The organism is Rhodococcus sp. ARC_M6 (genome assembly GCF_022810305.1).
Lineage (GTDB): Bacteria > Actinomycetota > Actinomycetes > Mycobacteriales > Mycobacteriaceae > Rhodococcus_F.
This window is the reverse complement of the sequence record NZ_JALGQH010000027.1, coordinates 1-19661: the sequence shown is the minus strand read 5'-3', so window position 1 is coordinate 19661 and position 19661 is coordinate 1. Positions and strand designations below refer to the sequence as shown.

The following is a 19661-nucleotide window of genomic DNA, read 5'->3' as shown; positions in this document are numbered from 1 at the left end:
TATATGGGATTAATTTTGCCCAACTTCGTTGTGATTCTTGTGTATTCGCGTGTCGATCACCAGGATTTTGTAGGGTTGGCGTAGTCGGTGCAGTGGTGCGAACTTGGTGACGAGATGGGAGTCGATATGGCTAAGCGGAGGACTGCGGATGAGAGGGCCGCTGACGATCGGGCAGATATGGATCGGTGGCTTGAAGCACAGTTGTCGGATGCGCCACCTTTTTCTGAAGGTCAGATCAGGGCGTTTCGCAGAATCCTTTTCAGCAACGTGAATGCCCGAGAGGAATGAAACGGGACGCCCAACTCTTGTGCTGACTGAGTTCGGGCAATTGAGGCACGTCCAGATTGAATTCGGCTTAAGGTCACAGTCATGATGCGTTTCGGCGAGGGGTGGGATCGATATGGCGAAGCGGAAAACTGCCGAAGAGCGGGTCGCAGAGGATAAGGCAGATATGGAGGAGTGGCTTGAAGCCCAGTTTTCGGACGTTCCTCCTGTGACTGAAAATCAGATTCGCATGTTCCGTCGAATCCTTTTCGGCGGCAAAGGCTCTCACGTGGTGGATTGAATGTCTTCTGGGGTGGCTGAGTCAGTCGGGGGGCTTCTGCTTCGATCGCGGAAGGTTCCCGGATGTGGGAAGCTTCCGCATCCTGACCTGACCAGCCACGTTAACCAGATCGGTGCGGTCACGGCATGATAAAACCCCACTCAACCGTGATGGCTGGGTGGGGTTTCGTACGAGATGCAAAACTAACAGTGTGTTCAGGCTCGATACGAAATCGGTGATGCAGGCGCTGCCGGGACGGTTGGCGGAGGGTGCGGGCTTTGGCCTTCGGATCAGTGCCCGCTTTTCTACGTTAGGGGGTCGAAGACTCTTCCTCTTCGTACTGGGCGATCAGGAGGTTACGTATTTTCCTGTCGGCCATGAATACGGAGATCATGCCGATGAGGCCGAATGCGATGAGGAAGAGTCCGCGCATATTGGGGTCGCCTGTGACGCATTGGCTGTAAGTTACGCAGATTTCGGGAGGGTTTGCGATGTCGATGAGCAGTGTGATGATTCCGAGTGCGAATGTGAGTCTTGAGAAGGTCATTAGGCCGGTGACGATGCCGGGGTGTGTGGGGTTCATGTGGTGATTGTTATCAGATGACTCGGACATTTAAGACTGTTTGGTCTGAAATTGGCTTATCGTCACATCCTCGACGTCTGGGGCAGATGCTTCCTGACCAGCAACTTTGCGCGATCCCACAAGGTTGGCCAAGGTGGTTGCGAGTGACTCAATAATGTTGTGGGTGTTGCATTTTGGTTCAGCGTGAGTCATTTTGGGGCAAAGCACCCCACCTGGCCGTGATGGATAGGTGGGGTGCTTCGTACGAGATGGGGAACTAGCTGGCCATTGCTACCTCAGCAGACCAACGGGTCATTGGTAATGGATCCTGCCTCGCAACGTCAGCATCCACGAACACGTCGATCGGGCTGTGCTGGATCCAACCTGTGACAGCAACGAAGCCGTGTGCTGAGAGTTCATCCACTACGGCATCCCGGATTACCTTCTCTGACACCTTCAGTGACGGGTCGGATACGTGGAGGCTGTGCACTCGTCGGGGCGCGAGGATGTCGCGGAAGATTCCGTCTGCGCCGACGTGCCCGACAACGAGGCTTGTGTCGGTGTGGTCATTTTCGATGGTGCCGTATGTGGCGGTAGTCATGGGAAGCCTTTCGATTCGGGTTCGAACATAACATCACTGTTTGGTAACATATCGAACAAAAGTTCGAGCGTCAAGAGGCTGGATTCAGGGCCCGTTCCGCCCATCGGTAGAAGATCGCCAACTGGTCGGGTTTCAGGCTGGGGTTCGCACGAGCCATCCATGCCGTGCATGCCGCAGCATCCGCCGCCGGCGTCGTCCTATTTGCGTTGCTGATGAACGTGTTCAGGCTCTGCGGTTCTACGCCTACCCAAGGTTCAACTTTCTCAGTGGCAGCTGGAGTTTCGGGCCGTGGCTCGGCAGTCTCTGTCGTCGCGGGAGGGGTGGAATCGTCCTCATCGACATTGTCGGGATCTAGCGCTTCGAGGATCTGCACAGCCTTCTCAAGTTCCTCAAGCAACTTGACGGCATTGGGGAGGTTCATTTCGATGTCGCCGATCGAGCCGGACTTGAGGTGTGTCTGGCACAGGTACACGGTCGGCTTGTTTCCGCGCAGAGGCGAGATGTGACTGTTCGTGGTGATCTCGATCTTGTGTGTGGAATCTGTGATTGCAGCTTTGGTGTGTTCGATTAGGTAGCTGCCGTCGATGTCGATGTCGAGGCTGTTGAACGGGACTGAGGTCATGGGGTTACTCCATGTCTAGGTGGCGCTATCAAGCGCTGAGAAGTGTTGTGGAGGCTTGCAATCGATGACTCGGGAGGGAGTGCAGGGAGCAGGAGGGAAGGGCGTTCCCCGTTCGCTTTTGAACGAGGACTCACCTGATGCTCGGTCGGTCGATTGGTCGCCGATCGGTCGGTGTGGTCCGCACCTACGGAAATGAATCGCATGGTGCCGAGGCCGGGATGTTTGAATCAGCACTACCGCTGCCACGCGGTTCCTGTCCGGGCTCGCCTTCAACAGGTGGCTGGATTCAATCGGAATGGTTGCTTCTTCCCATCAACGGGAGACGGCACCAGGGGCTAGCTGGCCCACCCGAAATGGCTCTCGGGCGCAGGAGATCGAACGGGGGAGTGGTGACCTACAGGGGCCGGAACGGTCTGAGCGTCACCACGAACCCGGTAGGAGTTACGCGCACCAACCCAGAGCCACGAGGGCTTTCAGGACGCCGTAGACAACGGCGTAGGTTGTGGCAAGGATGGCGAAAACGGCGGCAGCTTCACGCAGGTTTTCGCTGGTGGAAAGTTTGTCGGTAGGGCTCGATACAATGTTGCTACGGTTCACGGGAAGTCCTATTCCTCTGGTCCGAGGCCTCAGATCGAGTGTTGGTAGCACTCTCTGGGGCCGTCTTCATCTGAAGACAGTGAGACTCTGACATCTAACCCGTGAAAGCCCATGCCGATGTTGGAAGTTCGGACCGGACTGACGCTCACGGGGTCGCCGGCTTCGACCATCTGGCCGTTGCCGATCACCATGGCGACGTGACCGTCCCAGACTGCGAGGTCACCGGGCAGGAGATTGTTCTGATCGACGGGACTGCCGATGCTCTGTTCCTGCGCCAGCCTCGGAATGTCGATTCCGGCTTGGCCGTACGCCCATTGCGTCAGCCCGCTGCAATCCAGGCCGACGCCCGGTGTCGTGCCGCCCCAGGCGTACGGAACGCCCTGTTGAGTGAGGGCATTGCGTACCGCGGCGGCAGCTTCCGCGTTGGGGGCCGAGGCAACGGTTCCGTCGGGAAGGTCGATTTGGAGCCCGGCATCCGAACTTCGCGGCGCCATGACGGCGTCTGAAGTCGACACGCTTGGTCCGGTTCCCGGTACAGCGTCGGGAATCGCTACCGACGGAACCATCTCGGACATCTTGTCGGTGGATCCGGCGAGGTCGCCGCGCATCCTCTCGACGACCGAAATCGCTCGACCGAGATGTTCGAATGCGGCCGAAACAAGCATCAACTGGCCGGGCGGGGTCATCAAGGACGGTCCGGCTTGCACTGCGAGTGTGAGAAACGACTGAAGGATGTTGTTCAGTTCGTTGACGCCGGACGACACCGTTGTTGTCGCTTCGTCGACAATTCCGGCTATCGATGTCCCACGATCGGTCAGGGCGCGAGTGGATGCCTGCGTCTGCTCGGTAATCGTGCTCGCTGCAGTCATTCCGGCAGTGGATGTTCCGCCGCCGGCAAGTTCGCCGAGCGCAGCCGAGCCCAATTGGTAGGCGATTTCCAGGACGTCCGACGCGATGCGGATTCCGACATCGGGGCCGTTCGAATCCGTAACTCCACTTCCGAGCGTCTGCAACAGGTCGATGATCGGCCGGGCCAGAGCGTCGACGGGGATCATGCTCGCGCCGCTTCTGCGATGGTCCGGCGAACTGTTTCATCGGTTCCTCGGTAGAGGTCATGGGCGTCGAATGTGGCTGCCGAGACGCTGGAAATGACGGCACCGAGCCGGTCGAGGTCGTCGACGTGAGTCCGTTGCGCGTCCCCGGTGACACGAACGAAGTCTTCGGCGATCAACCCCAGGACTGCATTGAGTCCGGTGTGGTTGTTGCGGGCAGCGTCGGCCCGTGCCTGAGCGATGGTGTCGGCGACGACGCCCAGTCGTGAGCCGAACTCTGAAATATCCTCGGTACGAGCTACAAAATTGTCCAACTTCTCTTCCCCCCGGTTGCGCTTGTCTCCCTTTCTTGGACGCCGCGCAAGCGCTGTCGGTTCCCGAGCAACTATCCTTCTAGTCATGCAAACGCACGTGGTCGACCATCCGCTGGCAGCGGCCCTCCTGACGACAATGCGTGATGCGCGCAGCGACAACTCGACATTCCGGTCGGCCCTGCGTCGACTCACACACATGCTTGTCTACGAGGCGATGCGCGACGCCGAGGTCGAGGAATTCCCCGTCGACACCCCGGTCGCAGCGACGACGGGTATCCGTCTGGCGAAGCCTCCGCTGCTGGTCCCGGTTCTTCGTGCGGGTCTGGGCATGGTCGAGCAGGCCAGTTCTTTGATTCCGTCGGCTGGTGTCGGCTTTGTCGGTATGGCGCGGGACGAAAAGACCCATGAGCCGGTGCCGTACTTGGAATCGTTGCCTGCCGACCTGTCGGGAATCCCGGTATTCGTTCTCGACCCGATGCTGGCCACCGGCGGATCGATGGTGCACACCATCGACCTACTCGTCGCTCGCGGCGCTACCGACGTGACGGCGGTGTGCGTCGTCGCGGCGCCGCGCGGTGTCGACGCTCTGGCTGCGTCGGGCCATCCGGTGCGTCTGGTTTTGGCCAGTATCGACGACGGCCTGGACGAGAACGCCTTCATCGTTCCGGGCCTCGGTGACGCGGGCGATCGGCAGTTCGGGCCGCGCTAGTAGCGACTGCTTCTACAGATTCATTGCGAAGGCCCGGAGCTTTTCAGCCCGGGCCTTTGCTACGGCCTGGGCTTCGGCGAGTTCACTGCGATTGTTCACCGGAATTGCGACTTCGAGATAAACCTTGAGTTTGGGCTCGGTTCCGGACGGGCGGACGACGACGCGCGTCGTAGCTCCGGTGAAGATCATCGCGTCGGTGCGCAAACCCTGGTCGTTGAGGGAAAGGTCTTCGACGAGGACGCTTTCGCCGGCAAGTTCGACCGGCGGATTGGCTCGTAGTCGGCTCATCCTTGCGCTGATGTCAGCCACTCGGCGCGAAACCTGGTCCCCGTGGTGATAGCCGAATTCGAGGGCGTAATCGCCCAGCACATCGAGCAACGTTCTGTTGGTTTCGGCAAGCGTGGCAACCAGATCGGAGACCAGGACGGCAGCGGAAATGCCGTCCTTGTCTCGGACGACGTCGGGGTCGACGCAGTGTCCGATGGCCTCTTCGTAGGCGTAGACGAGGCCGTCGCCGGCTCGGGTCAGCCATTTGAATCCGGTGAGAGTGCTCGCGAACCGCGCTCCGCGCGCCGGTGCCAGTTTCGACAGGAGCGTCGACGACACAATTGTTGTTGCTACCAAGGAGTTTGGTGGTGCTGTGGCGAGAACGTGATCGGCGAGGAGCACTCCGGTTTCATCCCCGCGAAGCATCCGCCATCCGTCGCCGTCCCGTATCCCGACGGCGCATCGATCGGCGTCGGGATCTAGTGCGATCGCGATGTCTGCATTCACCTGCTCGGCGAGCGCCAAGATCGCATCGGCCGCACCAGGTTCTTCGGGATTGGGAAATGTGACAGTCGGAAAATTCGGATCGGGGTCGAATTGTTCTGCTACGACGTGTATGTCGGTGAAACCGGCCGCCGCAAGTGCCGAAAGCGCAGTTTTCCCGCCCACGCCGTGGAGTGCTGTCAGTGCGATGCGGATGTTGCGGGCATGACCGTGGGGAAGCGCCGCAAGGCGGCTGATGTACTGCGCTACAAGGGAATTGTCGACGGGCGATACTGCAGTTCTCGGCACGCTCGACGCACCGCCGACTCGTGCGATCGCGTTCTCGATCTCGCGGTCGGCCGGTGAAACCAGCTGGGATCCGCCGTCGAGATACACCTTGTAGCCGTTGTCTGTCGCCGGGTTGTGGGAGGCGGTGATCTGGATTCCGGCGGAGGCGCCGAGCCGGCGAACCGCAAATGCCACAACGGGAGTGGGAAGTGGGCGGGGGAGGAGTATTACCTCGAACCCGGCCGCGGTGAGGACTTCTGCGGCAGCGGTAGCGAATGCCTCGGAACCGCGGCGAGCGTCGCGGCCGACGACGACGCGGGATCCGCCGTGGCCGTGTGCGCTCAGCCAAGCTCCGAGTCCGGAGGTGGTGCGAATGACGACGGCAAGGTTCATGCCGTGGGGGCCGGCGCGTACCGGACCACGCAATCCGGCCGTGCCAAATGTCAACGGTGATGAAAACCGTTCGGCTAGCTCATGTTCGGGCAAACTCTCCAGTTCTGCCCGGCTGGCCGGATCGGGATCCGAGTTGATCCAGTCCTGTACAGCCTGGTTCACAGTTCACTGACCAATTGGTGCAGCAGCTTTCCCACTCGGGCGGCAGATGCCTTGCCGGCAGCCAGCACTTCTTGATGGTCGAGCGGAGCGCCGGTGATTCCGGCGGCGAGGTTGGTAACCATGGATATTCCGAGAACCCGCGCCCCGAGTGCGCGGGCCGCGATGGTTTCGTGAACCGTCGACATGCCCACGAGGTCGGCTCCGAGTGTGCGCAGCATCCGGATTTCGGCCGGAGTTTCGTAGTGCGGACCGGGAAGCCCGGCGTACACACCGTCGGCAAGATCGGGATCGATGGACCGGGCCAAATCACGAAGTTCGGGGGAGTAGGCGTCGACGAGGTCGACGAATTCTGCCCCGACCAACGGCGATCGGGCGGTCAGGTTGAGGTGGTCACTGATCAGAACGGGCTGCCCGACGGTGTAGTCCTCCCGGATACCGCCGGCCGCATTGGTCAAGATGACCGTGTCGACGCCGGCTGCAATTGCAGTGCGGACGGGGTGGACGACGACGCCGAGGTCGTGGCCCTCGTACGCGTGCGCGCGCCCGAGGAGGAGTAGCACGTTGGTGTTGCCGACGGTGACGGTGCGGATGGTGCCGACGTGTCCCCGGGCGGACGGCGGAGCAAAGCCGGGGAGGTCGGCCATCGATACTTCGGCGGTGGGCTCACCGAACTGGTCCGCCGCGTCGGTCCATCCGGATCCGAGGACTACGGCGACGGTCGGCGACGGGCTTCCCGTCATGGCGGACAGAGCGGCGGCAGCGGCTTCGGCGATCGTTCCCATGTGAGCAACCCTACTGGCGAGTCGGGTCGGTTCGTAGAGTGTGCGCTGGGGCGTTAGTCTCCCATCCATGCCTTATCTCGAACGCGACGGCGACGTATTCATCCTGTACCTCGGCAACGAGGGCGAAACGGACAACGAGAACCGCTTCAGTCCCGAGTGGATCGACGAGGTGCACAGCAAGCTCGACGAGGTCGCGGCCCATGAGGGTCCGGCCGCGCTGGTGACCACGGCAACGGGCAAGTTCTACACGAACGGCCTGGACACGACGTGGATCTTCTCCAACGCCGACGGTCTGCCGGGTTACCTGGACAAGGTTCACACCATCTACAGCCGTCTCCTGGCCTTCCCGATGGCGACTGTGGCCGCAGTCCAGGGTCATGCCTTCGGTGCCGGCGCAATGTTCGCGACGGCTCATGATTTCCAGATCATGCGCAGCGATCGCGGTTTCTACTGCTTGCCCGAGGTCAGCTTGAACATGCCGTTCACCGTAGGAATGTCGGCACTCCTCAACAGTCGCCTGCCCAAGCAGGCTGCGGTCGAGGCGATGACGACAGGCCGTCGTTTCGGAGGCGTCGACGCGCTTGCCGCCGGAATTGTGCAGGAGACCGTGGACGGTGACGCGGTGCTCGCGGCAGCCGTTGCCAAGGCTGCTGCGCTGACAGCGACGCACGGCAAGAACCTGGCCGGAATCAAGGCCGGAATTCATCGTGACGTGTTGGCTGATCTTGGACGGGTGACTGACAAGAGCAACTTCTCGTTCGGGTGAGACAATGATCCGGTGAATCACAATGTCGACGGTGCAGTCAGGTCTGTGGAGACCGATCTGATTGCGCTGTCGCATTCGATTCACAGCGATCCGGAGCTTGCGTTCGAGGAATTCCGCAGCTCAGCCAAAGTTTCCGAGCTATTGGGGCAGCACGGCTTTGCGATCACGCGGGACATTGCCGATCTCCCGACTGCGTTCGACGCGACCTACGGCAGCGGCGAGTTGGTAATCGCGATTTGCGCCGAGTACGACGCTCTTCCGGAAATCGGTCATGCCTGTGGGCACAACATCATTGCGGCCGCGGCTGTCGGTGCCGGTATCGCGTTGGCGTCTGTCGCCGATGAGCTCGGCATCACCGTTCGAGTGATCGGAACCCCAGCCGAGGAAACCGGCGGTGGCAAGGTGCTGATGCTCGAGCGTGGTGCATTCGACGGGGTGGGCGCGGCGATGATGGTGCATCCGGGTCCCATCGATATCGTCGGCGCTACGTCCCTGGCGCTCTCGGATATTGCGGTCAACTATTTCGGTCGCGAAGCCCATGCGTCGGCAGCGCCGGAGTTCGGACTCAATGCGGCGGACGCTGCGACCCTCGCCCAGGTGGCGGTGGGCCTGCTGCGGCAGCACCTTCTGCCGGGGCAGCAGATTCACGGCATCGTCAGCGACGGCGGCGCTGCTCCGAACATTGTTCCGGCGCGCTCGGAATTGTTGTACTACCTACGCGCGGAGACAGCGGAGTCCCTGGCGAATCTGTCCGAGCGTGCGGAAGCCTGTTTTGCTGCCGGGGCGTTGGGCACCGGTTGCACGCACGAAATCCGCACGGTATCCCCGACATACACGGAACTGACGCCCGACGCGTGGCTTGCGGATGTCTACCGCGAGCAGATCGCAGATCTGGGACGGGTGCCGTTGGCACTCGAATGGGAACGCTCGCGTCCGCTCGGCAGTACCGATATGGGTAATGTCACCAACGTGATTCCAGGAATTCACCCGGTAATCGGTTTGGATTCTGCTGGGGCAGTGACGCATCAACCGGAGTTCGCCGCGGCCTGTGTCACGGAATCTGCTGATCGCGCCGTCATCGACGGTGCAATCGCATTGGCCCGCACTGCTGTCCGGGTAGCGTCCGATCCATCGGAACGCGCCCGCCTGTTGGAAGGAGTAGATCGCCGGTGAACGCGGCAATCGATACTTGGATTCACGCGCATACCGACGATCTTGTCGCGTGGCGACGGCACATTCACGCTAACCCCGAGTTGGCCCGCCACGAGTACGCGACAACGGAATTCGTCGCGACACGACTTACAGCGGCCGGTCTTTCGCCGAAAATTCTTCCTGGCGGCACGGGTCTGACGTGTGACATCGGTCCGGACGGACCGCGGATCGCGTTGCGCGCCGACATGGATGCCTTGCCGATGCAGGAAGCGACGGGAGCGACGTATTCGTCGACCGTCCCCGGCGTTTCCCACGCCTGCGGGCACGACGCTCACACCACGATTCTGTTGGGTGCCGGTCTGGCCCTGGCGTCGCTGCCGGAACTGCCCGTCGGGGTTCGCTTGATCTTCCAACCAGCAGAGGAAGTGATGCCGGGCGGCGCGCTCGACGTCATTGCTGCCGGCGCGCTCGAAGGTGTGTCGAGAATCTTTGCTCTGCACTGCGATCCGCGACTCGAGGCCGGACAGGTCGGTGTGCGACTGGGCCCGATCACATCGGCCGCTGATACCGTCGAGGTTGTTCTGGACTCACCGGGCGGGCACACGTCTCGGCCACACCTGACCACCGATCTGATTTACGCGCTCGGAACAGTGGTCACGGGTTTGCCCGGAATGCTCAGTCGACGTATCGATCCGCGCACCGGCACGGTCATGGTGTGGGGCGCTGTCAGCGCCGGCCAGGCTCCCAACGCGATTCCGCAGACCGGCATGATGACCGGCACGGTCCGAACCGGTGATCACGAAACGTGGGAACTGCTCGAACCGCTCGTCGAGGAAATCGTGCACGGACTGCTCGCCCCCACCGGCGTTCGTTATCACCTGAACTATCGACGTGGTGTCCCGCCGGTAGTCAACGACGAAGTCTCGACGCGTATGTTCGAGGACGCCATCGGCACAGTCGGGCAGGACGCCCTGGCGGACACCCCGCAATCCGGTGGTGGAGAAGACTTCTCGTGGTATCTCGAGACGGTTCCTGGTGCGATGGCGCGGTTGGGTGTGTGGTCCGGTGAAGGGGATCAACTCGACATTCACCAGCCCACGTTCGATTTGGACGAGCGCGCACTCGGTGTCGGTGTGAAGGTTCTCGCGGGCCTAGTTCTCGGTTAGTGCCGGTTCCCGTCGGGGGCACCGTTTTTCGTTGGGTTCGAGTGAAGGTACGGGCATGTCGATAGGTGTTGGAGTGCGAATCGGCTCAGTGGTGTCGACGGCCGTGGTGGCGTCGAACGACCCGGGCTCTGCTGATCCGGTTGTGATTGTGCGAGATACCGTTCTCAATAAACGCAAGGACGGCGGAACCGTGCTCGGCGGTGAGCCGGAGTTGGGCGCGGGTCGCGAATTTGCCGAGAGTTGGAGTGGATTCGTCGGTCGCGTCGGAGATCCGAGCGGTGTTGCAGGAAGCGCTGATACCCGTTATCGCGCTGAGGATCTGGTGGCAACCTCGATTCGGTGTCTGCTGCAGGAATGCGAGCCGCTGCCTGATCGGGGTGGTCGCGACGGCGGCGCACCCGACATCGTGGCAACGTACCCGTCGCGCTGGGATTCGTCGACGGCTGCAATCCTGCGGGATTCGCTGGTGTACGCGGGCCTCGAGCACATCACTCTCGTCTCGGATGCCGAAGCGGTGTCGGCGTGGTTCGAATCCGAGATTGCTGCACTGGCCGGAACACTCATCGGGATCTATCACGTCGACGACATGGGAGCGGCCGTCACGCTGGTTCGCTCGGGTGTCGCGGCCGGTCGTGCCTTTGGCTTTGCGGGTGACGGAAGTTCTCCGAGTTCGCGGATCGCGACGGCTCTCGGCGCCTTCGGTTGGATGCCGGAGAACCTCGACGCCGTAGTTGTCACCGGAGACGGCGACATGGCGGGCGATAAAGCCGCAATGACGGCAATTGCGGTCGGTGTTGCAGAAAAGCTCAGTGTGCGTTGTGAACTCGGTCCCGGACCGGAGCAGTCCGCTGCGCTCGGTGCGGCGATCCTTGCGGCCGGCTTTACCTCGACGTCGCACCAGATCGTGCCCATCGGACTGCCGCCGTCACACGACGTCACCGAAGTCTTCGACAACGTTCCACGAGTTGCGGCGGCGACTGTCGTCGCCGAACCCGAGGTTGCGGTGGCCGAGATCGAGCCGGAAAAGCGCAGCTACGCACGTATCGTGATCGGAGTGAGCGCGGCGTTGGTAGTTATTGCGCTGGCAGCCCTGGCGTACTTCCTACTGCTTTAGTCGGTCAAACCATTCCCGGGGCCCACGTTCCGGCTGTTCCGCGTCCGCAGTTCACGGACGTAGTCGGCGGGAGCGCCGGCGATCTCGGCAGCGTCGGCCATCACTCCGATGTACCGCGCTGACGGAAGGCCGCCCTCGTAGGCATCCATGACGTACAGCCAGGCGAGTACTGCGCCGTCGCCCGTGTCGACGCGCACACGAATCTTGCGGTGTAGGCCGAGCTCTGCGCCTTCCCAGCGGTCGAGGCTTACGACGTCCTCTTCCGGCACGTCGTAGAGAACGACGAAGACGCTGGAATCCGGGTCCTCCACCACAGTGGCGAGAGCACCTTCCCAGCCCATGTCCTCGCCGCTGAAGGTCAGGCGCCAGCCACGCAACCATCCCGTCCCCGACATGGGGGAGTGTGGGCAGCGTAACAACATCTGCTCGGGGTGCATGTTGGAACCGTATGCAGCATAAATCGACACGGGCGCAAGCCTAAACGGTGGTGCAAGGGTGAAGCGAAGCGGACCACTGCACGCTAGTAATCTGGTGCAAGCACTGCGCGACGTCGTTCGCTGCAATAGCGTGACCCACGCGTGCTCGTTTTAGGTGAGTAGATCGGCGGGAGACCCCTGTCGGTCGCCTGATTACTTGGAGGACACATGACCCGGATCGTGATCATCGGCGGCGGACCTGCCGGATATGAGGCAGCGCTGGTTGCTGCCCAGCACGGCGCAACCGTCACCCTGGTCGATTCGGATGGAGTCGGTGGAGCCTGTGTCCTCTTCGACTGTGTGCCGTCCAAGACCTTCATCGCATCGACCGGTATCCGTACCGATATGCGTCGTGCATCCGATCTGGGCATCACGCTCGATCCCGAGCAGGCCACAGTCTCGCTCCCCAAGATTCACTCCCGAGTCAAGGCGCTCGCGTTGTCCCAGTCCTCGGACATTCGCACTCGCCTGCAGACGGTCGGCGTCGAGGTCCTCTCCGGTAGTGCCGAACTGACCGACCAGGAACTGGGTTTGGCCACTCACCAGGTGCGGGCGACCCTCGCCGACGGTGAGCAGCGCACCATCCCCGCCGATGTCGTGCTGATCGCGACCGGTGCCAGCCCTCGGATCATCCCGGGTGCCGAGCCGGACGGCGAGCGCATCATGACGTGGCGCCAGCTCTACGACTTGGACGAGCTGCCTTCCCACCTCGTTGTTGTCGGTTCCGGAGTGACCGGCGCAGAGTTCGTCTCCGCGTACACGGAGATGGGCGTCAAGGTGACGCTCGTCTCCAGCCGTGACCGCGTGCTCCCGGGCGAAGACGCCGACGCCGCCCTCGTGCTCGAAGATGCTTTGGCCGAACGCGGTGTGATCTTGGTCAAGCATGCGCGCGCAGACGCTGTCGAGCGCACCGAGGACGGCATCATCGTGAAGCTGTCCGACGGTCGTACGGTCGAGGGCAGCCATGCCCTGATGACGGTCGGTTCGGTACCGAACACGAATAACCTCGGCCTCGACAAGGTCGGCATCGAGCTGGACAAGGGCGGCTACCTTCGGGTCGACCGCGTTTCGCGCACCACGGCCTCGGGTATCTACGCAGCGGGCGACTGCACGGGTCTGCTGCCGCTCGCGTCGGTGGCTGCCATGCAGGGCCGCATTGCGATGTACCACGCACTCGGTGAAGGCGTCAGCCCCATCAAGTTGAAGACGGTGGCGTCGGCAGTGTTCACGCGCCCCGAAATCGCGACGGTGGGCGTGACGCAGGCGGCAATCGACGACGGCGAGGTTCCCGCCCGCACCGTCATGTTGCCGCTCAACACCAACCCGCGTGCCAAGATGTCCGGCCTGCGTCGCGGCTTCGTGAAGATCTTCTGCCGTCCGGCTACCGGCGTGGTTATCGGCGGAGTTGTGGTTGCGCCCAACGGATCCGAGTTGATCCTGCCGCTCGCCATGGCGGTTCAGAACAACCTGACCGTCAACGATCTTGCGCAGACGTTCTCCGTGTACCCCTCACTGACAGGTTCGATCACCGAGGCCGCACGTCAGCTCATGCGCCACGACGACCTCGACTGATTCCTAGAATCTGAGAATTAGATTTCACATATTGGTGTGATGGTGGGATAGTCGAGGTACCGGTCGAATCATGGATCGGTACCTCGGCGCTCTCCCTGTCCGTAGACCCCTCGGCGGCTCAGAGTGTTATTCCTCTGATTTATTCTTCCCCCTGCCTGGGAGTTTCCATGAAAAACGCCGCGCTGTCCGCTCGTATGGACGGACTCCGTAGTTCTGCAATCCGTGACCTACTCACATTGACGGCTCGCCCCGACGTGATCAGCTTGGCCGGTGGCCTGCCTGATCCGGATTTCATTCCACGAGAACGCATTGCGCAAGCCGCGCACGATGCCCTCGCTGATGCGTCGTCCGTTCAGTACGGCGAGACATCGGGCCTACGGCGCCTCCGCGAGGTGATTGCTACTCGTGAATCCGTCAAGATCGGCCGCGTGCTCGAGTCTTCCGACGTTGTTGTCACACATGGCAGTCAGCAGGGTTTGAGTTTGCTGGCTCAGGTTCTGCTCGATGCGGGTGACATCGTCGTCGTGGAAGATCCGGCGTATACCGGTGCACTGCAGGTGTTTCGGACTGCGCAGGCGATGTTGGTTCCCGTGCCGGTCGATGAGAACGGCATGGATACAGCGGTACTGGAAGAACGACTCTCAGGTGGCCTGCGTCCCAAAGTTGTTCATACCGTGAGTAACTTTCACAATCCGCGTGGGTCCGTTCTCTCGGCTCCACGCCGCACGCATCTCGCGAATCTTGCTGATAGATACGGCTTCTGGGTTCTCGAGGACGACCCGTACGGTGAGCTCTACTTCGACGGCCCGCCGCCGCTTCCGGTTGCGGCGTTGTCCGAGAGAGTGATTCGGCTCTCCAGTGCGTCGAAGGTGCTGGCGCCGGCTCTGCGTGTCGGTTGGCTTCACGGTGATCGCCGAGTGTGCGAGGCGGTCGAGCTGATAAAGCAGGGCGCAGACTTGTGTGGTTCTTCGCTCACGCAGCAGATCGCAGCCGACTTGTTCTCGGATCACGAGTGGCTGGGCGCGCATCTGGACATGCTGCGTGCGTCGTACGGGAGCCGGGCCAAGGCGCTGGTCAGTGCGTTGGAAGACGGCTTCGGTGACGCTGCGCGGTTCTCGGCCGTGCGCGGTGGGATGTTCTGCTGGATGGACACTACGGCGGAGGTCGACACCGCATCCGTACTCGATATTGCCGTCGAACATGGTGTGGCATTTGTCCCGGGCAACGCATTCGCGGTTGACGCAGATCTGAGCCGCTCGGCTCGCCTGTGCTTTGCGACGTATCCCGAAGCGGTGCTGGAAGACGCCGCGCAGAAGCTGCGCGACGCCTTCGCTGCCGCAACTCTGGTCTAGTCCGACCAGTTGTACGTACGCTCGACGGCCTTGTTCCACTCGGCGTACAGACGCGCGCGTTCGGACTCCTCCATCGAAGGTTCCCAGGTCTTGCCGACGGCCCAATTGTTTCGGATGTCGTCGGTATCGGCCCAGTAGCCGACGGCAAGGCCGGCGGCGTAGGCCGCGCCCAGGGCCGTTGTCTCGTTGACCACGGGACGGATGACGGGCACGCCCAGGATGTCGGATTGGAACTGCATCAGGGTTTCGTTCACCACCATTCCGCCGTCGACCTTCAGTGCGGAGAGTGTCACGCCGGAGTCGTTGCGCATGGCGTCGATGACCTCGCGGGTTTGGTAGGCGGTGGCTTCGAGGGCGGCCCGCGCCAGGTGGCCCTTGTTGACGAAGCGGGTGAGGCCGACGATGACACCACGAGCGTCGGGGCGCCAGCGCGGGGCGAACAGGCCGGAGAATGCGGGAACGATGTAGGCGCCGCCGTTGTCCTCGACGGTCAAGGCCAGGGGCTCGATGTCCTTGGCGCTCTGGATGATTCCGAGATTGTCGCGCAACCACTGAACGAGGGAGCCGGATACGGCAACAGAACCTTCGAGCGCGTAGACGGCCGGGGCGTCGCCCAGTTTGTAGCAGAGGGTGGTCAGCAAACCGTGCTTGCTGTGTACCGGCGTCGTGCCGGTGTTGAGCAGTAGGAAGTTGCCGGTGCCGTACGTGTTCTTGGCTTCACCTTCGGCCAGGCATGCCTGGCCGAAGGTGGCGGCTTGCTGATCGCCGAGGATGCCGGCTACGGGTACTCCGGCAAGGTTTCCGCGCGGGCGACCTTTACCGTAGATCTCGGAGGAACTGCGAATCTCCGGCAGCATTGACATCGGGATTCCGAAATCGGCGCAGATGGACTCGTCCCACTGCAATGTCTCGAGATCCATGAGCATCGTGCGTGACGCATTGGTGACATCTGTCACGTGCGTGCCCTCGGTGAGGTGCCACAGGATCCAGGTATCGACGGTGCCGAAGCACAATTCTCCGGCCTCCGCCTTCTCTCTCGCGCCGTCCACGTTGTCGAGAATCCATCGGATCTTCGGCCCGGAGAAATACGTCGACAGGGGCAAGCCGGTCTTGGCGCGGTACTTGTCCGGTCCGTCTTCGCCACCGAGTTCCTGGCAGAGTTGATCGGTACGCGTGTCCTGCCAGACGATGGCGTTGTAGATCGGCTTGCCGGTCTTGCGCTCCCAGACCACGGTTGTCTCACGTTGATTCGTGATTCCGACGGCCGCGATGTCGGCGCGGGTGAGGTCGGCCTTCGCGAGTGCGCCCGCCACCACTTCGCGGGTGTTGATCCACAGTGCTACCGGGTCGTGTTCCACCCAACCGGCTTGCGGAAAGATCTGTTCGTGTTCCTTCTGAGCAACGCTGACGACGGAACCGTCGTGATCGAAGATCATGCATCGGCTGGACGTCGTGCCCTGATCGATGGCGGCGATGTACTGGTTCACACGTCTCCTCGGTTCGAGCGCTGTCTTGTCCAACGCTGTCGCAGTATGTGGATGAAGCTACTAGCCTGGATCAGAATTCGTCGTCGACTCACAGGAGACCGGGTTGAGTAAGCAGCAGGGTGCGCAGTTTCTCGGCCCACAGCAGCGTGAAGCTGCCTGGGAACAGCTTCAAAACCAGCAGTTCGACGTCATTGTCGTCGGCGGCGGCGTGGTCGGCGTCGGCACGGCGCTCGATGCGGCGACGCGTGGCCTCAAGGTCGCGTTGGTCGAGGCCCGCGATTACGCGTCGGGAACGTCGTCTCGTTCGTCGAAGATGTTCCACGGCGGTTTGCGATATCTCGAGCAACTCGAATTCGGTCTCGTCCGGGAGGCGCTTCGCGAACGTGAGCTGTCCTTGACGACGCTTGCACCTCACCTGGTCAAGCCCCTCAAGTTCCTGTTCCCGTTGGCTCACCGTGTGTGGGAACGGCCCTACATGGCGGCCGGAATCTTCCTGTACGACCGAATGGGCGGCGCCAAATCGGTGCCCTCGCAGAAGCACCTCACCCGTGCCGGTGCGTTGCGGATGTCTCCGAGCCTCAAACGTAGTTCGCTGACCGGCGGTATTCAGTATTACGACACCGTGGTCGACGACGCCCGTCACACGATGATGGTGGCTCGTACCGCGGCGCACTACGGCGCAGTGGTGCGCACCTCGACGCAGGTTGTCGGCTTCCTTCGTGAAGCAGATCGTGTTTCGGGCGTCCGCGTCCGCGACTGCGAGGACGGCCGCACCGCTGAAATCAAGGGCCACGTGGTCATCAACGCCACCGGCGTCTGGACCGACGAGATTCAAGCTCTCTCACGCCAGCGCGGCCGTTTCCGTGTCCGGGCGTCGAAGGGTGTTCACATCGTGGTCCCGCGGGACCGGATCGTCAGCGAAGCTGCGATCATCCTGCGCACCGAAAAGTCTGTGCTGTTCGTGATTCCGTGGGGCAACCACTGGATCATCGGTACGACGGACACCGACTGGAACCTCGATCTCGCTCACCCGGCAGCAACGAAAGCCGACATCGATTATATTCTCGGCCACGTCAATTCGGTGTTGGTGACGCCGTTGACTCATGCCGACATCGACGGTGTGTACGCGGGCTTGCGTCCTCTTCTCGCCGGAGAGAGCGACGAGACGTCGAAGCTGTCCCGCGAACATGCCGTGGCGCGAGTCGCTCCCGGTTTGGTAGCTATCGCCGGTGGCAAGTACACGACGTACCGCGTCATGGCCGAAGATGCCGTTGATGTTGCGTCCGAAGATATTCCGTCCAGGGTCGCGTCGTCGATCACCGAGAAGGTGCCGCTCGTCGGTGCCGACGGCTACTTCGCTTTGGTCAACCAGACTATGCAATTGGGTGAGCAGTACGGTCTGCACCCGTACCGGGTCAAGCATCTGCTGGACCGCTACGGCTCACTGATCACCGAGGTACTAGAACTCGGGCGGGAAACCCCGGAGTTGTTGCAGCCCATCACGGATGCGCCGGATTACCTCCAGGTAGAGGCCGTGTACGCCGCCGCGGCCGAGGGTGCTTTGCACCTCGACGACATCTTGGCTCGGCGTCTGCGAATTTCCATCGAGTATGCGCACCGCGGCGTCAACTGCGCTGAGCAGGTCGCGGAACTGGTTGCGCCGGTGCTGGGTTGGGACGCCGCGGCTGTTGCGCGGGAAGTCGAAACCTACCGCGCTCGGGTCGAAGCCGAAGTGGAATCGCAGGCTCAGCCGGATGACGAAGCAGCAGACGCATTGCGCGCCGCTGCGCCGGAATCGCGGGCCGAGATCCTCGAGCCCGTAGTGGTGGTACCGGACCGCATCTAGTGCGCCTCGAACCGTTGCCGGGGGCTCGCCAGGACAGGGTCGTCAAACGATCATGTGCGCAGCGCTACCGGAAAGACGCCAACAGTTCGTCCGACGCTTGCAGTGGCGCGTAGCCGTCGGCGATGACGCGGTGGCAGCCGTCGAGTTCGACGGTGAGCAATCGTTCCTGGTTTGTGAAACCGTCCAGGTACATCCTCGATGCCACCTCGGTGGCCACTGCGTCACAGTCGGGTGCGGATGGGAGACCGTCAACGGTTTCCGTTGTCCACGATGTACCGACGAATTCGGTGGAGGAGAATCGACAGAAACCGCTGCCCGCCGACAGTGATGTCGGCAGCGTGGTACCTGCTGTGGGAGGTCGGTACGTCGGCCAGCAATGCGACAGTTCGTAGATCTGATCGTCGGACAAGGTTATTCGGTGTTCGGTACTGCCGACCGACGTCAATTCTTTGACAGCCGCCAGGCCACCGGGTTTCGGGAGTCCACACGAGTCGGAGGGATGCCCCGGCCGTATTGCTCGGCCTCGATCGTCGACCAACCAGAATTCGTCCAGCACGGCCAGGCTGTAGTTGTCGCCGCAGCCGCCGGGAAACCAGGTCGTGTGCTCGGACGAACGGTTCAGCAGTTTCACCGCCCGACCGAAATCACCCTCCCAACGGTGAGCAGAGAAGCTGACGGTACGGTCGGCTGCCACGGCGTCGCTGACATAGGGGTCGCACGTGAGGGCGGCGACGGGTACGAAACCGTCGGGAACCGTTGCCGTTGGTGTCGCCTGGCGTGGGCCGATGGGATACGGAGGCGCGCACTCCAGCGTCTCGGCGTCGACTATTGCGGCAACAGGTCGGTCGGGGGTGGTCACCCGCCAGATGCCGGCGACAGCGAGCACAAGGATCACGACTGCAAACCAACGCCAGAGCATGAGCACACCGTATCGGTCTTAGCGCGCTCACTACGGCATCAGCGATGATGCCGCCGAGTCATCAATGGCCGCCTACGCGATTCAATCTCGGTTGCTTCCTGCGTTGAGATCCACCGCCCACCTTCGGTTTCCTTCGAACCGATGCCCCGCTGCGCTTCGCCCTGATGAAGAGTGATGATTTGCTTTGTCCCTCTGGCCTTCCGATTCTGATCGCCGGAGGCCAGTACGCACCTCGATGATGCGCAAGTGCTGCACTCCGTCGAGACACGTTGACCAGCCGTGGTGAGCATTTTCGGACTATTCCGACTGATTTGCCCGTGACTGTTGTCTCCGAACATAGTTTCGAATACGGTGGAGGGATGTTGGAGTCGGGGGTGGGAAATTACGGTCCGTCAGCGCAGCTGACCGGTGCCGAATCCGATTGCGCCCTCGTCG

General features: G+C 62.0%; 19 protein-coding genes. 8 read left to right on the top strand and 11 right to left on the bottom strand.

From position 1 onward, the window contains the following. Window positions 1–854: 854 nt before the first annotated feature. The 6 genes from MTX36_RS22620 to MTX36_RS22595 all read right to left on the bottom strand — a co-directional run bounded on the left by MTX36_RS22620 (window position 855) and on the right by MTX36_RS22595 (window position 4292). Window positions 855–1127, bottom strand: a complete 273-nt coding sequence (locus MTX36_RS22620) for a hypothetical protein (protein WP_243621894.1) — start codon at window positions 1125–1127, stop codon at window positions 855–857. Window positions 1128–1383: 256 nt separating this feature from the next. Then, window positions 1384–1707: a hypothetical protein gene (locus MTX36_RS22615; protein ID WP_243621893.1), complete on the bottom strand. Its 324-nt coding sequence runs from the start codon at window positions 1705–1707 to the stop codon at window positions 1384–1386. 70 nt (window positions 1708–1777) lie between these two features. Continuing rightward, window positions 1778–2329 (bottom strand): hypothetical protein, encoded by a 552-nt coding sequence (locus MTX36_RS22610; RefSeq protein WP_243621892.1) that lies wholly within the window; start codon window positions 2327–2329, stop codon window positions 1778–1780. A gap of 441 nt (window positions 2330–2770) precedes the next feature. Continuing rightward, window positions 2771–2926 (bottom strand): hypothetical protein, encoded by a 156-nt coding sequence (locus MTX36_RS22605; protein ID WP_243621891.1) that lies wholly within the window; start codon window positions 2924–2926, stop codon window positions 2771–2773. A gap of 29 nt (window positions 2927–2955) precedes the next feature. Further along, window positions 2956–3981 (bottom strand): C40 family peptidase, encoded by a 1026-nt coding sequence (locus MTX36_RS22600; RefSeq protein ID WP_243621890.1) that lies wholly within the window; start codon window positions 3979–3981, stop codon window positions 2956–2958. Then, window positions 3978–4292: a type VII secretion target gene (locus MTX36_RS22595; protein ID WP_243621889.1), complete on the bottom strand. Its 315-nt coding sequence runs from the start codon at window positions 4290–4292 to the stop codon at window positions 3978–3980. The genes MTX36_RS22600 and MTX36_RS22595 overlap by 4 nt, the downstream gene beginning before the upstream one ends. A gap of 85 nt (window positions 4293–4377) precedes the next feature. Between MTX36_RS22595 and upp the strand changes: the two genes are divergently transcribed. Then, window positions 4378–5001 carry a uracil phosphoribosyltransferase gene (gene upp / locus MTX36_RS22590; RefSeq protein ID WP_243621888.1) on the top strand — a complete coding sequence of 208 codons (624 nt, stop codon included), beginning with the start codon at window positions 4378–4380 and terminating at the stop codon, window positions 4999–5001. Window positions 5002–5013: 12 nt separating this feature from the next. Here the strand turns inward: upp and MTX36_RS22585 are convergent, their stop codons facing one another. Then, window positions 5014–6594 (bottom strand): phospho-sugar mutase, encoded by a 1581-nt coding sequence (locus tag MTX36_RS22585; RefSeq protein WP_243621887.1) that lies wholly within the window; start codon window positions 6592–6594, stop codon window positions 5014–5016. Beyond that, on the bottom strand, window positions 6591–7376 hold the full coding sequence (locus MTX36_RS22580; RefSeq protein ID WP_243621886.1) for a purine-nucleoside phosphorylase: 786 nt from the start codon (window positions 7374–7376) through the stop codon (window positions 6591–6593). Before MTX36_RS22580 ends, MTX36_RS22585 begins: the two co-directional genes overlap by 4 nt. A gap of 67 nt (window positions 7377–7443) precedes the next feature. Between MTX36_RS22580 and MTX36_RS22575 the strand changes: the two genes are divergently transcribed. From MTX36_RS22575 to MTX36_RS22560, 4 genes are read left to right on the top strand one after another with little or no spacing between them, the layout of a single operon-like run. Then, window positions 7444–8142: an enoyl-CoA hydratase/isomerase family protein gene (locus MTX36_RS22575; protein WP_243621885.1), complete on the top strand. Its 699-nt coding sequence runs from the start codon at window positions 7444–7446 to the stop codon at window positions 8140–8142. A 12-nt stretch (window positions 8143–8154) separates the two neighbouring features. Beyond that, the gene (locus MTX36_RS22570) at window positions 8155–9315 is read left to right on the top strand and encodes a M20 family metallopeptidase (protein ID WP_243621884.1); all 1161 of its coding nucleotides are present in this window, start codon (window positions 8155–8157) and stop codon (window positions 9313–9315) included. Next, window positions 9312–10460 carry a M20 family metallopeptidase gene (locus MTX36_RS22565; protein ID WP_243621883.1) on the top strand — a complete coding sequence of 383 codons (1149 nt, stop codon included), beginning with the start codon at window positions 9312–9314 and terminating at the stop codon, window positions 10458–10460. Before MTX36_RS22570 ends, MTX36_RS22565 begins: the two co-directional genes overlap by 4 nt. Window positions 10461–10515: 55 nt before the next feature. Next, the gene (locus MTX36_RS22560; protein ID WP_243621882.1) at window positions 10516–11574 is read left to right on the top strand and encodes a hypothetical protein; all 1059 of its coding nucleotides are present in this window, start codon (window positions 10516–10518) and stop codon (window positions 11572–11574) included. Here the strand turns inward: MTX36_RS22560 and MTX36_RS22555 are convergent. Further along, entirely contained in the window at window positions 11571–12041 is a 471-nt protein-coding gene (locus MTX36_RS22555) for a gamma-glutamylcyclotransferase (protein WP_094272033.1), read from the bottom strand. The genes MTX36_RS22560 and MTX36_RS22555 overlap by 4 nt on opposite strands. Window positions 12042–12218: 177 nt before the next feature. On the opposite strand from MTX36_RS22555, the gene MTX36_RS22550 reads away from it, so the two are divergent. Beyond that, window positions 12219–13622: an NAD(P)H-quinone dehydrogenase gene (locus tag MTX36_RS22550; protein ID WP_243621881.1), complete on the top strand. Its 1404-nt coding sequence runs from the start codon at window positions 12219–12221 to the stop codon at window positions 13620–13622. A gap of 167 nt (window positions 13623–13789) precedes the next feature. Next, window positions 13790–14974 carry a PLP-dependent aminotransferase family protein gene (locus MTX36_RS22545; RefSeq protein WP_243621880.1) on the top strand — a complete coding sequence of 395 codons (1185 nt, stop codon included), beginning with the start codon at window positions 13790–13792 and terminating at the stop codon, window positions 14972–14974. Here MTX36_RS22545 and glpK read toward each other — a convergent pair. Then, window positions 14971–16461, bottom strand: coding sequence for a glycerol kinase GlpK (gene glpK, locus MTX36_RS22540; RefSeq protein WP_243621879.1), 1491 nt, complete (start codon window positions 16459–16461; stop codon window positions 14971–14973). The genes MTX36_RS22545 and glpK overlap by 4 nt on opposite strands. Window positions 16462–16564: 103 nt before the next feature. Here glpK and MTX36_RS22535 point away from each other — a divergent pair, with 103 nt between their 5' ends. After that, complete coding sequence (locus MTX36_RS22535; protein WP_243621878.1) at window positions 16565–18307, top strand: glycerol-3-phosphate dehydrogenase/oxidase; 1743 nt, start codon at window positions 16565–16567, stop codon at window positions 18305–18307. A gap of 64 nt (window positions 18308–18371) precedes the next feature. Here MTX36_RS22535 and MTX36_RS22530 read toward each other — a convergent pair whose 3' ends face one another. Further along, window positions 18372–19226, bottom strand: coding sequence for a hypothetical protein (locus tag MTX36_RS22530; protein WP_243621877.1), 855 nt, complete (start codon window positions 19224–19226; stop codon window positions 18372–18374). Window positions 19227–19661: the final 435 nt, after the last annotated feature.

What these genes read in the sequence shown, in the direction of transcription:
- MTX36_RS22530 (WP_243621877.1), bottom strand. Translation starts at nt 19,226, where the DNA reads ATGCTCTGGCGTTGGTTTGCAGTCGTGATCCTTGTGCTCGCTGTCGCC.
- MTX36_RS22575 (WP_243621885.1), top strand. Translation starts at nt 7,444, where the DNA reads ATGCCTTATCTCGAACGCGACGGCGACGTATTCATCCTGTACCTCGGC.
- MTX36_RS22620 (WP_243621894.1), bottom strand. Translation starts at nt 1,127, where the DNA reads ATGAACCCCACACACCCCGGCATCGTCACCGGCCTAATGACCTTCTCA.
- MTX36_RS22560 (WP_243621882.1), top strand. Translation starts at nt 10,516, where the DNA reads ATGTCGATAGGTGTTGGAGTGCGAATCGGCTCAGTGGTGTCGACGGCC.
- MTX36_RS22615 (WP_243621893.1), bottom strand. Translation starts at nt 1,707, where the DNA reads ATGACTACCGCCACATACGGCACCATCGAAAATGACCACACCGACACA.
- upp (WP_243621888.1), top strand. Translation starts at nt 4,378, where the DNA reads ATGCAAACGCACGTGGTCGACCATCCGCTGGCAGCGGCCCTCCTGACG.
- MTX36_RS22610 (WP_243621892.1), bottom strand. Translation starts at nt 2,329, where the DNA reads ATGACCTCAGTCCCGTTCAACAGCCTCGACATCGACATCGACGGCAGC.
- MTX36_RS22550 (WP_243621881.1), top strand. Translation starts at nt 12,219, where the DNA reads ATGACCCGGATCGTGATCATCGGCGGCGGACCTGCCGGATATGAGGCA.
- MTX36_RS22580 (WP_243621886.1), bottom strand. Translation starts at nt 7,376, where the DNA reads ATGGGAACGATCGCCGAAGCCGCTGCCGCCGCTCTGTCCGCCATGACG.
- MTX36_RS22545 (WP_243621880.1), top strand. Translation starts at nt 13,790, where the DNA reads ATGAAAAACGCCGCGCTGTCCGCTCGTATGGACGGACTCCGTAGTTCT.
- MTX36_RS22600 (WP_243621890.1), bottom strand. Translation starts at nt 3,981, where the DNA reads ATGATCCCCGTCGACGCTCTGGCCCGGCCGATCATCGACCTGTTGCAG.